Raw genomic sequence first — 13,481 nt, forward strand, 5'->3', positions numbered from 1 at the left:
GCGGGCATCTTGCCCGCGTGAGCGAGACGCTCACACTACCAAAAATCCCTCAAAACAAAATTGACAGACTACTAGTCATTCGTCATTAGTTATTAGTTATTATACCTGACAAATAACAAATGACAAATAACAAATGACAAATGACAAATGACAAATGACAAATGACAACTATCAACTATCAAATGAATCCATGAATTTGAAGATTCCTTTGGCATGGCTACAACTATTCCAACAAAGAATTCGGTTTCTCGTGGCTGTAGCTGGGATTGCTTTTATTGTGCTGCTGATGTTTATTCAGTTAGGCTTTCAAGATGCTCTCTATTCCAGTGCTACTGCAGTACATCAGAGCCTGAGAGGTGATTTATTTTTAGTGAGTTCTCAATATAAATCTTTGACCTCAAATCAAAGCTTTTCTCGCACTCGTTTGTACCAAACTCTGGGCTTTGATGGTGTGGAGTCAGTTAGCCCCATATATTTGCAATTTGCTAAATTAAAAAATCCGGTAACTAGTGAAAAATATTCAATATATGTTATTGGATTTGACCCTGATAGCTCTGTGTTAAATCTCCCAGAAGTCGAACAAAATTTAGATAAATTAAAAATTCCCGATGTCATGCTTTTTGACCGAGATTCTCGTGCTGAATTTGGACCAATTGCCGAGGATTTTAATCAGGGTGATACTGACCAGACAATTGAAATATTCCCCTTTAATGCATCAACTGGTTATCGAGTCAGAGTAGGTGGTTTATTTAGCTTGGGTCCTTCCTTTGGTGTAGATGGCAATTTAATTGTCAGTGACTCAACTTTTATGAAAATCAATCCCAATAGCCGTCCTGCAGAGATGATAGACGTGGGTGTGATCACCCTCAAACCTGGTGCTAATGCAGAGAATATTCTAGAAAGTTTGCAAGCAAGTTTGCCGAATGATGTCCAGATTTTCACATACCAAGGTTTTATTGATTTTGAGAAACAATATTGGGCTATTAGAACACCCATTGGGTTTATACTTAGTCTGATGCTAATCATGGCTTCTGTTGTCGGTGTGGTGATTGTTTATCAAATTCTTTACAGCAATATTGCTACTCAATTCATTGCTTATGCAACCTTAAAAGCTATAGGCTATCCAAATAATTATTTATTAAATGTAGTCCTTCAACAAGCTTTAATCTTGGCATTTATTAGTTATATACCAGGATTTATCTTTGCTATCGGTCTATACGATTTTGCGATGAAAGCCACTAACCTGCCAATTATTATGACGGTTTTCAATGCATTAATTGTCTTGATATCAGCAGTTTTAATGTGTATAACTTCAGGGTTATTCGCCATTAACAAACTCCGTTCTGCTGACCCGGCTGATATTTTTTAGCAGGGTTGTCATTTGTGAATTGTCATTCGTCATTGGTTATTCTTCATTAGTAAAGCACAAAGAAGCAATCACCAATGACCAATGACAATTCGCCTCTATTTTCTAGGTTGAGAATTGTTTCTGTTCCCAAAAATAACATTTATCTCATACTTTTTCTCACTCACATGAATTTCCAAAATAAAACCATCCTCATCACTGGAATTGATGAATTTATCGGTTGGCGTGCAGCTGAATTAGCCATAGCGCAGGGTATGAAAGTTAGGGGATTACAAAGTTCTGCAGTTCAGGACAAAAAAGCAAAAGATTTAGTAGGTCTTGAAGTAATTGTTGGTAGTATCACCGATGCGAAAATTGCCGAAAAGGCTTGTCAGGGAGTAGACATCGTTTTACATACGGCTCAACTTGCTCAAGAAGCAGGCGCACTCAAAGATTTTCGTGAGGTAAATGTTGACGGCACGATTAATATAGCCAAAGCTGCAAAAAATGCTGGTATTAAAACCTTTGTTCATCTGTCTAGTGTGATGGTCTATGGTTTTAATTATCCTGATCGCGTGACAGAATCAGGTCCACTATCATGGGAAAATAATCCCTACTGTCAGACCAAAATAGAAGCTGAAACAGCACTATTAGAATTGAATAATCCACCAGATTTTGGTATCACTATCATGCGAGCAGGTGATGTTTACGGACCTGGATCTATTCCTTGGATAGTGCGACCAGTCCACTTTATGCGCCAAAAATTATTTGCTTATGCTAGTGATGGTCCAGGAGTCATCAATCATGTATATGTAGATAACCTAATTGATGCGATTTTTCTGGCGATCGCCAAAGAAACCTACGGCGAAATCTTTAATATCACCGACGGTCAAGAAACTTCCTGTAAAGATTATTTTACACGTTTAGCAGAAATTTCCAATTCACCTGCACCCATGTCTCTGGGAAAAGATGAAATCAAGTTGTTTCTGAAATTGCGTGTTCAGGGACAAAAACTTTTTCGCAAAAAAGCCGATATTCTACCTGAGTCTATAGATTTTATGACTCGTCCCTATGCTTATTCTATTGCCAAAGCTCAAAGCTTGTTAAATTATGCCCCAAAAATTGACCTAGAACAAGGGTTGCGGCGCACACAGGAATGGCTGGAAAAAACCGATATCGAAAAATTGATGAAATAAGTTAAAACAGATATTTATGGCCTAATCACTCATTAGGCTCCTTGACGGTTAATTGTTAATTGTTAATTGTTAACCGTCAACAGTTTAATCTCCGCCTTTTTATAATACTTATTGAGTATGCGGAATCATTTACCAAGATTGAGTATTGGGCTACCTGTATATAATGGCGATAAATTCCTCAAAGAAGCCATAGATTCACTTTTGAATCAGACATTTGAAGATTTCGAGTTAATTATTTCAGATAATGCATCAACTGATAAAACTGAGGAAATTTGTAGAGCCTATGCTGCTCAAGACCAACGCATCCGTTATTATCGGAATAAAACAAATATCGGTTGTGCTTGTAACTTCAATCAGGTCTTTGAATTATCGTCATGTGAGTACTTTAAATGGGCTGCTTATGATGATTTACACGCCGTAAATTTCCTCAGTAAATGCATTGAGGTACTTGATCAAGACCCTACGATAATCTTGTGCCATTCCCAGGTATATTTCATTGATGAACACGGTAGATTTCTGCAGAACTACGATATCAAGCTGAAAACCGATTCACCAAAACCACAAGAGCGTTTTCATGAGTTACTTACTAAGCATTTTTGCTATCAATGTTACGGTGTAGTCCGTGCTAGCGCTCTCAGAATGACACCGCCTATGGGTAGTTATGGGGCTGCGGATGCAATTTTCTTATTAAGGCTTGGTCTTTTTGGTCGATTTTATGAAATTCCCGAATATCTATTTTTTGCAAGAAGTCATTCGCAACAATCATTAAGTCTATTCTTTCCAGATTATCTGTCATTTTGTACTCAAAATAATTCCCAAAAATCATTGAGTTATTTGCCAGATTTTTATGGATATGCAGTGTGGTTTGATTCTGCCAATCAGGGAAAAATGTTGTTTCCACACTGGAGAATATTTTGGGAGTTTTTGCGTTCTATCTGGATAGTCGATTTGACTATTTATCAGCGGCTATCCTGCCATATAAGTATCTTGATTAAATTGAAAGGTACAGAACATTTGTTGCTCAAAGACTTACTGAAATCGCTATCAGTAATCTGGCAGATTTGGCGATTATCATTCATCTCCAAACAGCCTATTTATGGAGAAAGTGATTAATTAAAAAATCCTTGTTGGCTCTTGGAAATAAAATAGCAAATATCACCCACCATACCCGACAAAATTATGTTGAAAATATCTCACATCGGTTCATTTGTATTCGCTACTTTAGCGAGTATTAGCTGCGCTCAAATTGTTAATGCTTTACCAACTCAAACACTGACTGTTGTAGTTAATGGTATCGAACACCAAAAAGGTCAGATTTGCATAGGAGTTTACTCTAAAGCACAAGGATTTCCTTCAACTACTTCTGGTTTAGCCCAAAGTGCTTGCACTAAAATCACAGGTAAGACCCTAAAACAGCAATTCTTTGGCTTAAAACCTGGAACTTATGCTGTCGCTATAGTTGACGATCAAAATGGCGATCGCAAACTCAATAAAGACTTTTTCGGTATTCCCACAGAAGGTTTTGGGATTTCCAACAATCCTACAGTGTCTGTGCAAACAGGTTCACCAGAGTTCCGCGACGCCAGCTTTTTACTGAACAAAAATACAACAATCAACATTATCCTCAAATATTCCCTAGATTCATAAATCTGTTAACAGTTAACAGTTGACAGATTCTGCCGGAGGTGCTAACTTGGTCATATTTCTGTGTCAATCATTGATGGGTTGGCTGGCTATTCAGGTATGTTTAATCATTGTCTTTTTGTGGTGTCTGAGTTCTCGCCAGAAAAAGTTTTTACCAGATGACCAGTTACCCAAAACGGCAGTAATTCTCTGTCTACGCGGCGCAGATCAGACTCTAGCCAACTGTTTGCGATCGCTCTTGAATCAAAACTACCCACAGTATGATTTAAAGTTAATAATTGATAGTCAGGAAGATCCAGCCTGGAAAATTGCTAGCGATACCATCAGCAAGGAAGAAGCGACTAATGTTGAAATTAGTCCTTTAAAGATTATCCGCCCAAATTGTAGTCTTAAATGCAGTTCTTTAGTCCAAGCCGTTTCAGAATTAGACGATTCCTACAAAATAGTTGCTTTAGTTAATGCGGATACAATCACTCCTCCTCATTGGCTGCGACAATTAGTTAGTCCTCTAGCTAATTCCAAAGTGGGAGCAACAACAGGTAACTGTTGGTACGTCCCCACAGGTAACAATTGGGGGTCATTGGTGCGCTATGTTGGTAACGTCTCCACAGTCGTGCAGATGTACCTATTCGGGATTCCTTGGGGTGGGTCTTTAGCTATCAAAACAGACGTGCTGCGCCAAACAGGACTGCTAGATAAGTGGAGTCAAGCCTTGCGCGAAGATTTCATGATCCCTAGCGTCTTGGGTAAATATAAAATGCAGGTGAAATTTGTGCCTTCTTTGATGATTCTCAATCGCCAAGAGTGCGATTTACCTAGCTTGAGAAACTCAATTGAGCGCCAACTTCTGTGTTCTCGACTTTATCATCCCCGTTGGTCGGCTGTAGTGGGTGATGCTATTTCCAGCATCTTGTTTCCGATTCTCGTCAGCATATTCTTACTAGGGGCATTATTCACCGGCGATTGGCAAGGTGCGGCTTTATTGTTTAGTTACTATAGCACCTACACATTAGGATTACTCTGGCTGATGCTAATTTTAGAAGCAGGAGTGCGGCAAGTAATTCACTATCATGGTCAACCCCTAACACAATTGTCATTTGCCACAGTCTTCAAAATGTTAATCGCAATTCCCTTAACACAGTGGATTTATGGGTTAGGATTATTGTCTTGTATGAGAATGTCAACAGTCAAGTGGCGCGGCGTTACCTATCGAGTTACAAGCCCTTGGAACGTCCAGTTAGTCGAACACCAGCCTAATCAGTTATTCAATCAATCAGGCGATCGCAAAGTCTGCTGATAAATGAGGTTGAGCTTCCCAGTTGCGCTTTAGCGCTATATACACCCAACTAAGTTGTAAAACATCTAGTTTCCATATTCAGGTTGATGGGGAGACAATACGGCGTAGGTTTTGAGCCGAAGTTGTTTTCCAGCGAGAAGCCCAAACCCATTGAAATGGGTTAAAAGATTACCCAGTAAGCTTTGTAGGGGCGCAAGGCCTAGATCCCCTACTTTAGTTATGAGCAAGTACTTACTTTAGTTCTGGGCGGATTTTCGGGCTTAACCTACGCAGTATTGGATCGGGAGAGATATAGTCCCCCAATCCCCAATATCCGTAAATCGTAAATTTAAACCCAGTAATTCCGAGAAAAATTTTCTATAACTATGAAGCACCAACCTCTGCGAATTGCACTTTTTACAGGATTGTATGCTCCATTCTTAACTGGGGTATCAGTCGCAGTACATCAGCGAGTTCGCTGGTTGTTACAACAGGGACATGAAGTATTTCTGATTCACCCAGAATTCAATGACCAGTACCCTAAACAAGTTGGTAATCGTCCTATGGCTGGGATAGATGAGTTACAGGTTTTTCCTAACTTTTCTTCCTATGCATTTCCCACAAAACCACTCATTTTCTACAAATCTTTACCTCAACCATTGAGCTATCAACATTGGAGCGATACCAAATTACTGGAGAAATACCAGCCTGACATTATTGTGGTTGAAGAAGCTCCACAAATGAGAGGTTTTTACTCACTTTACTTACAAGGTTATGGTCGCCCTGTAGGAGTGGAATACGCCAAGAAAACGGATACCCCAATTATATCTATCTTCCATACAGATATTGTTGCCTATATTCAATATTACTTCGGAAATGTTTTCTTTAATTTGCTTCGTCCCATCTTACCACTAATAGTTAAACAGTTCAGTGAGACTTATACTCTGAATTTATTTTCCTCGCGAGAACAGTTAGCTAAATACCAAAGCTTAAACGCTCAACGCAGTGAATACCTACCCTATCAAGGAATCGATTGCGAGAAATTTCACCCCCGAAACATCTGCTATAACCCGATTCCTGACGACCACAGACCGACTTTGTTGTTCGTAGGACGCATCACTGCAGAAAAAAATGTCATCCAACTTTTAGATGCATTTCCGTTTATTGCAGCCACAATTCCTGATGTCCATTTGGTGATTGTTGGTAGCGGTCCCCAAGATGCAGAAGTTCGTGAACGTGCCGAACAATATAAATCTGGCGTTACCATTTGGGGAGAGTCCCACGGTACAGAACTTTTAGGTTGGTTTGCTCGCGCCGACATATTTGTTAACCCCTCTGTCACCGAAAATTTCTGCACCACAACTAACGAAGCTTTAGCTTCTGGAACTCCTGTAGTTGCAGCCCTTGCACCTTCAACATCAGAGCAGATTTGTCCCGGTTACAATGGTTTTCTCGCCGCACCCAACAAACCAACAGATTTCGCCCAAAAGGTGATTGCAATTCTCGAAAATCCCGAACTCAAAGCAAAAATGTCTCAGCAGGCTCGTCCCTCGATCATAGAATTTGATTGGTCAGCATGTACGCAAAAGTTTGAAGACAGACTTTATAAATTGATTGCTGCAGGTAATAAATAGCCATTAGAGCATGTTTGAAAACTCGTAAAGTATACTAAAAATCTCTCTCCTGCATTCGCGTAGCAGCACGAAGTACCGAGAGACGCTTTGAAACCCCCCTTTTTAACAGTTATCAGTTATCAGTTAAAAGTTTTGATAACTGATAACTGTTGACTGTTGACTGATTTAACGGGGGCTAGTCCCGCGATTTCAAACTATTTGTTTAACCGGATAAATTTTTAGATACCCCTAAATCCACACGATATGATACCAGCTGTAGGGGCACGGCAATGCCGTGCCCCCACTCGCTCCTACATGTGTCAGCGTTTTAGTGGTATTGTATAAGACTTTGAAAAAACGCCCTAGGCTTCAAATTTGGTTACTCGGAAACAGCCTTGATTGTCATTGTAAACCTGCACAATCGCGTACTGATTTGACTGAACTAATAGACCTACATATAGAGCTGCCCTTACACTGCTGTCACAGAGAGTAGTTGGCTCACCAGTTCTCAATGCTCTGTCTGACCAACTACACTGGCCAGGAAGCAAGCCTTGAAATGCAGCACCGCTTCCCGACTGAAAGCTAATTTGCACACTATTAACACCATTATTTCTGATAGTCAGCGTGCCACTACCACGACAGGTCATTGGATAACTCACCTGAGCATATGCGGTGTCTACAGCCATAGTCCCTGTCAAGAGCGCAGCAACAGCAATAGCCTTGGAAAACTTTGAAAATACTATCATTTTTGACTCCCTCCGTATGTTTATAGCTTAGAGGATGTTTGAAAAGTCGGCAACTGAGTAAAAAAAGCTCTCAGGGCGTAAGCTGTTAATTAACTTTTGCAAAGCCTCAATAGCATTAAGATGACGGCTAATTAATATTTCCGTAACATCGCAGGTAGGGAATTCTGTTTGCGAATATCCATCAACTCTGCTAAAGATTCCTGACTTTGATCCAGACGAGGCGTTTGTTCTGGTGCCATAACAGTCATCATCGGTTTAGTTTGAGGTGAGAGTGATGACGATGGTGCAAAAACTGCTGAATTTTTGGGACTCCGTGCTTGTAATCGCTGCTGACGGACTGGTACTAACTGTACTTTATCGTAGTTAATTTGTTTCTGGAGTTTTGCCGCCTGGGTTGGATGATTGAGGAGGCGCAAAATTATTAAGCAACCACTACCACAGCTAAGAGCGATCGCCACAATCAACCATAAAGGTGTAGGATTGCTACTCTCGGAGGTCGTACTGCTTGATTCTTCCAATAAAGTCGGGATATCTGAGACTGTTTCTGGTTCTTTCTGCTGTTGAACATACCCAACAGAACCCAGACTGTACAAGGCAAAGGCAGAAATTGCAAGAAAAATCGCCGACAACCCAATTAACAATAGCCAAGGATTGCGTGCGAGCATCTGGAGCAGAATTTTCGAGCTACTTGTTGGTCTCGATTTACCGTTTGTCAGATCTGGACTGATCGCTGCAGGTTGGGTTGACTTGTTCTGTACAGTCTGATTATTTTCCATAATTATTTTCAGATTTGTACCCCTCTAGATCCATAATTGTACTATAAGAGCGAACAATTAGGTATCCGTGTCAAATTTCGGATTTGAGTAGCTTTTTTCTGTAGTCTGGGCTACTCAATCCGAATTATGTCCGGCAAAACAGTTATTATTAGGGTGTGTCAGACTCGATAAGTTGGTGAATATCAACAAATTTTCCCTATCTGACGCACCCGACAAGCACATCAAAATTTAGCTATTCCGTTGGTGGAGAATGTCTTTGTGAACTACCCAACACCGACCCTACCGGGTACGGTGTGGGCTTCTGATTTCAATGACTGTTGCCCCTTACTCTTGCGAGCAGGTGGTCTTACACGGCCTCCATCAGCAAGAACGGGGTTCCCTCCGTCCATAGATAATATCCGAATTCCTTCATTTCTGATGTTCAGTGCTGCATTACCATCACGGTCATGACGAGTGCCGCAACTAGGACAATCCCATTCACGAATATCAAGAGTCAACTCTTCTAGGACATGACCACAGCATGAACAGGTTTTGGAGCTAGGAAAAAACCTTCCAATCTCTACAAGTTGTCCTTCTTTATGTTTCAACTTGTAGTCACAGAAGTTAACAAACATTCCCCATCCCACGTCAGATATTGATTTTGATAACTTGCGATTCCGAACCATTCCCAAAACATTGAGATTTTCTACAATGATGACTTGGCTTTCGTCTATCAGCTTCCTGCTCAGTTTGTGCAAAAAGTCTTGACGGGAATTTGATACTCTCTCATGAACCTTGGCTACTAGTTTTTTATATTTGTTTCTGGAATTACTCCCTTTAACTTTACGAGCAAATTTTTTCTGCTTCCTAGCTAGATTCTTTTCATGGCGTTTCAGGTGTTTTGGATTTGAATACTTGGTGACTTCATTACCATCGTGAACAATAGCAAAGTCTTTCAACCCAAGGTCAATACCTAGTATTTTGTTACCACTTGATTGACTTACATCACCGTCAACGAAGAGGCAGGGGGAAGGGGGATCTGAGCAGGGGGAAATGACCCCTTCCAAGAGCCGTGGAGCGGAGCGGAACATGGGTCTGAGTCCCCCACTTCTGTTAAGTGGTTCTCGTAAATGTGGGGTCGAATCCCTTTCTGTTCCTTCTCCCCTGCTAAGAGATCCCTGCTCCCTTGCCTCTTGTTCAACTTCACACAATATTGAAGCAAAGTATTTATCTGTAGGAGTCTTGCTGATAGTGACAGTCTTAAGTTTCCCTTCAATTGGTCTATGAAAAACTGCTTTCACGACACCAATCTTGGGAATCTCCAAACTTTTCCCCACTACTTTAACGTTTTGAGGATATTGGAGTGATTGTTTGTGATGCTTTGATTTAAAAGAGGGAAACTTAGCTCGACCCTCAAAGAAGTTCGTGTAAGCCTTGTTCAAATTGATTGCTACGCACTGTAAAACAGCAGAATAACAATCCTCTTTTAACCAAGGATGCTCTACCTTTAGCTGTGGAAGATAAGCCTTATAGACACTTAATTTTAATGATTTTCCTGTTTCTTTATAGTGTTGAATGCAAGCATTTAAGGCATAGTTCCAATACCATCTAGCACAACCGAACGATTTGGCTAGCGCTTCCTGTTGTTCGATTGTTGGGTAAAGTCTAACCTTAACCGCTTTCAACACTTTAATCACCTCCTTATTACAACCATGTTAGCATATTTGTAGTGACAATGTTGTGACAGCCATGAAAAATAAATATTTGCAAATACGTATTAGTGAGCGCAGATTAAACAAATTTCGTTTATATTCGGCTGGGAAAGATAAAACTATGACTCAAATACTTGAAGACTTCATTGACTCGTTACCAATCCCAGAGACAGGCGATTCCGCACTTCGTGCCGCTTCTCTACGAGCGCCGAAGGCTACGCTAACATCGACCAACATTACTCCTTGAGCGTTGCTCAAGTTTGCTCGTTGGTCAATTCGTCATCGCCCGGAATTCATCCCAACACTGAACGGAGTACCGTTACAGTGTGGGGCTTCTTCCGCTTTAAGCTAAGGCAAGTTGAATCAAGCGATCAACTAATTCTGGGAAGGGTATACCACTATCAGCCCAGAGTTGAGGATACATACTGGTTGCGGTGAACCCTGGGAAAGTATTGATTTCGTTAATCAACACTTCTCCTGTGGCTTCCACATAGAAAAAGTCTACTCTTGCCAACCCAGCAGCATCAATAGCGGTAAAGGCTTGCAAAGCCAAATCCTTAATTTGATTGGTAATGGTATCTGGTAGCTTTGCCGGAATGTGTAAATCTGCTCGGCCTGCGGTATATTTAGTTTCGTAATCGTAAAAATCACTATCAAAAGTAATTTCACCGACAACTGAAGCTTGGGGTTGATCGTTGCCTAAAACGGCGCATTCTACTTCTCTAGCGACAACACCAGCTTCGACAATTATCCGTCGGTCATAACTAGCAGCATTATCTAAAGCACCTTCTAATTCTGAACGCGATCGCACTTTGGCAATCCCCACCGATGAACCTAAATTAGCAGGTTTGACAAAACAGGGGTAGCCTAATTCTGTCTCTATTTCATCACAAAGTTTGGGAAATACACAAGGATTTGACCAAATTTGCGCTCTCGTTAAGGCTTTATATTTAACCTGTGGTATTCCCGCTTGACCAAAGGCTAATTTCATGGCAATTTTATCCATACCCATTGCCGAACCTAAGACCCCAGAACCAACAAAGGGGACTTGCATCAAGGTGAATAAGCCTTGAATTGTACCATCTTCACCATTGGGACCGTGGAGAACGGGAAACCAAATATCGACTAGTTGTGTCTGTGGTGGGAATTGCCAAAGGTTAGTCTTCTGTGATTGCTCTTGTATCGTCACGCCAGAGGCTAAAACTTGTTGCGCGACCTCCCCAAAAAGCCATAATCCATCTTTTTGGATATAAAAAGGCAATATTTCGTACTTGCTAGCATTTTCTTCTGCACTTAAAGCTCTAGCGATCGCCCGTGCTGAACTGATGGAAACTTCATGCTCTCCAGAACGACCGCCAAACAGCAACCCCACCCGCAGTTTAGTCATCTTCAGTACCTCTAGTTTCCTCACGCAGATAGCCTATCATAACCTGTTAAAATTGCTCTATTTTTTCATGCATTCAGATTTTTTTTGGTAATATAGAAAACATGTGGTGACACTTAGTGATTTACCAAGGTTTTTTTGTTGACAGCTGATAATTAACCACTGACTACCAACAAATTATTTTTTTGTTAAGATGCCTGGATGTCAGAAAAACAACACCATTTAGATACCAAACTCGGATGGTCTTTGGATGAGCGAGATCCAAGATTCATCACATCACTAATGCCGCTTTTAGAGTGGTTCTATCACAACTATTTTCGAGTTCAAACTAGTGGCTGGGAAAATATCCCAACCCAAGAAAAAGTCCTATTTGTCGGTTCTCACAATGGGGGACTCGCTGCTCCCGATATGTTTATGATGATGTACGACTGGTTCTTACGATTTGGTGAAAACCAACCAGTCTACGGCTTAATGCATCCCAAAGCCTGGGAGGTCTTTGGTCCAGTAGCGCAATTCGCCGCCAAGACCGGAGCAATCATGGCTCATCCAAAAATGGCTTATGCGGCGTTGCGTTCAGGCGCTAGCGTGTTGGTTTATCCTGGTGGTGCAGAAGATGTCTTCCGTCCCCATTACCTGCGGAATCAAATCTATTTTGCCCAACGTAAAGGGTTTATCAAGTTAGCGCTGCGGGAAAATGTACCAATTGTGCCGGCGATTTCCTACGGTGCCCATGATACCCTATATGTCATAGCAGATATCTACAAAATTGTCCAGCAATTGCATCAATGGGGTTTACCTTGGCTATTTGGGGTTGATCCTATAGTCTTTCCCATTTATCTAGGATTACCTTGGGGATTAGCATTTGGTCCACTCCCCAATATCCCATTACCCGCCCCTATCCATACGCGGGTTTGTCCGCCAATTCGGTTTGAACGCTACGGACGCCAAGCCGCTAGCGATCCTGAGTATGTCAATCAATGCTATGAGTTAGTCAGAAGTCAGATGCAGCAGGAGTTAGACTCCTTAGCCCAACTTAGTGTAGTTTGTTCGTAATCAGGACTAATGTCATTAATTCTGAGTTTAGGCTCCCACCATCTACTGAAATTGATAGTTAAAAGGATGAAAATGAATTTGTGATAAATTCATTATCCTTATGAGTAATAAAAAAGCGTTCAAACAGGATCGTCGGGGAGGAAGACGTGAAAATGCAGGCAGGAAGCCAATTTGGAGGAATAAAGATACCATTACGATCCGTGTGCCGAAATCAATCGCCTCACAAGTGTTAGAGCTAGCCGTGGAATGAAACCTACAAAAAACGAGCAACCCTTGTCAAAAAGCGCGGTCTTGTTGCGTTGGCGAAGCCTCTCGTAGAGAAGATTTTCAATAATGTTGCGTTGGCGAAGCCTCTCGTAGAGAAAAACCGCGCTTTTTGACAATCCTGACCCGAAATCTGGTTGGCCTAGCTCAGGAACTGTCGGGAATTGCTGCGACGCTCTCCAGTCATTCCATTAAAAGTTCGTTTATGGACTCTTTAAGAATCCCCCGGCTTTAGACGTGGGGAGTATCAAGAACAGAAATCATCTACATCACAGAAAATCTGGGTTACATCTAGTAGTCTGTCAATTTTGTTTTGAGGGATTTTTGGTAGTGTGAGCGTCTCGCTCACGCGGGCAAGATGCCCGCACTACAGTCCATCATTTTTATCTTGACAGAGTACTAGGCGAGATACAATTGTGGACATAGCTGAGACACCCTTGAATTTTTCTTCTTATTCCAGTCTCAGCTTTTTTTTGCATCTTTTTCAACCCGT

Annotated in this window: 12 protein-coding genes; 8 read left to right on the plus strand and 4 right to left on the minus strand. The window is 41.2% G+C overall.

Going from position 1 to position 13,481, the window contains the following annotated elements; all coding sequences use genetic code 11:
* Positions 1–190 precede the first annotated feature (190 nt).
* The 6 genes from devC (at position 191) to HEQ19_08395 (ending at position 7,095) form a co-directional block, all read left to right on the plus strand.
* Positions 191–1,369 (plus strand): ABC transporter permease DevC, encoded by a 1,179-nt coding sequence (devC, locus tag HEQ19_08370; protein WYM03307.1) that lies wholly within the window; start codon positions 191–193, stop codon positions 1,367–1,369.
* 164 nt (positions 1,370–1,533) lie between these two features.
* A complete protein-coding gene (locus HEQ19_08375; GenBank protein WYM03308.1) occupies positions 1,534–2,541 on the plus strand; it encodes an NAD(P)-dependent oxidoreductase in 1,008 nt (335 codons plus the stop codon).
* 117 nt (positions 2,542–2,658) lie between these two features.
* Positions 2,659–3,654, plus strand: a complete 996-nt coding sequence (locus HEQ19_08380) for a glycosyltransferase family 2 protein (protein WYL99542.1) — start codon at positions 2,659–2,661, stop codon at positions 3,652–3,654.
* 66 nt (positions 3,655–3,720) lie between these two features.
* On the plus strand, positions 3,721–4,188 hold the full coding sequence (locus HEQ19_08385) for a DUF2141 domain-containing protein (protein ID WYL99543.1): 468 nt from the start codon (positions 3,721–3,723) through the stop codon (positions 4,186–4,188).
* Positions 4,189–4,261: 73 nt separating this feature from the next.
* Entirely contained in the window at positions 4,262–5,482 is a 1,221-nt protein-coding gene (locus HEQ19_08390; GenBank protein ID WYM03309.1) for a glycosyltransferase family 2 protein, read from the plus strand.
* A 365-nt stretch (positions 5,483–5,847) separates the two neighbouring features.
* Positions 5,848–7,095, plus strand: coding sequence for a glycosyltransferase (locus HEQ19_08395; GenBank protein ID WYL99544.1), 1,248 nt, complete (start codon positions 5,848–5,850; stop codon positions 7,093–7,095).
* A gap of 341 nt (positions 7,096–7,436) precedes the next feature.
* Here HEQ19_08395 and HEQ19_08400 read toward each other — a convergent pair whose 3' ends face one another.
* From HEQ19_08400 to HEQ19_08410, 3 genes are all read right to left on the minus strand, one after another.
* Positions 7,437–7,820 (minus strand): hypothetical protein, encoded by a 384-nt coding sequence (locus tag HEQ19_08400; protein ID WYL99545.1) that lies wholly within the window; start codon positions 7,818–7,820, stop codon positions 7,437–7,439.
* A 131-nt stretch (positions 7,821–7,951) separates the two neighbouring features.
* Complete coding sequence (locus HEQ19_08405; GenBank protein ID WYL99546.1) at positions 7,952–8,596, minus strand: hypothetical protein; 645 nt, start codon at positions 8,594–8,596, stop codon at positions 7,952–7,954.
* Between the two features lie 263 nt (positions 8,597–8,859).
* On the minus strand, positions 8,860–10,263 hold the full coding sequence (locus tag HEQ19_08410; protein ID WYL99547.1) for an RNA-guided endonuclease TnpB family protein: 1,404 nt from the start codon (positions 10,261–10,263) through the stop codon (positions 8,860–8,862).
* A 145-nt stretch (positions 10,264–10,408) separates the two neighbouring features.
* On the opposite strand from HEQ19_08410, the gene HEQ19_30755 reads away from it, so the two are divergent.
* Complete coding sequence (locus HEQ19_30755) at positions 10,409–10,534, plus strand: hypothetical protein (protein WZI67143.1); 126 nt, start codon at positions 10,409–10,411, stop codon at positions 10,532–10,534.
* Between the two features lie 96 nt (positions 10,535–10,630).
* Here HEQ19_30755 and HEQ19_08415 read toward each other — a convergent pair whose 3' ends face one another.
* Positions 10,631–11,674: a D-alanine--D-alanine ligase family protein gene (locus HEQ19_08415; protein ID WYL99548.1), complete on the minus strand. Its 1,044-nt coding sequence runs from the start codon at positions 11,672–11,674 to the stop codon at positions 10,631–10,633.
* A 198-nt stretch (positions 11,675–11,872) separates the two neighbouring features.
* On the opposite strand from HEQ19_08415, the gene HEQ19_08420 reads away from it, so the two are divergent.
* The gene (locus HEQ19_08420) at positions 11,873–12,724 is read left to right on the plus strand and encodes a lysophospholipid acyltransferase family protein (protein WYL99549.1); all 852 of its coding nucleotides are present in this window, start codon (positions 11,873–11,875) and stop codon (positions 12,722–12,724) included.
* Positions 12,725–13,481 lie beyond the last annotated feature (757 nt).

The organism is Gloeotrichia echinulata CP02, assembly GCA_038087035.1.
Classification (GTDB): domain Bacteria; phylum Cyanobacteriota; class Cyanobacteriia; order Cyanobacteriales; family Nostocaceae; genus Gloeotrichia; species Gloeotrichia echinulata.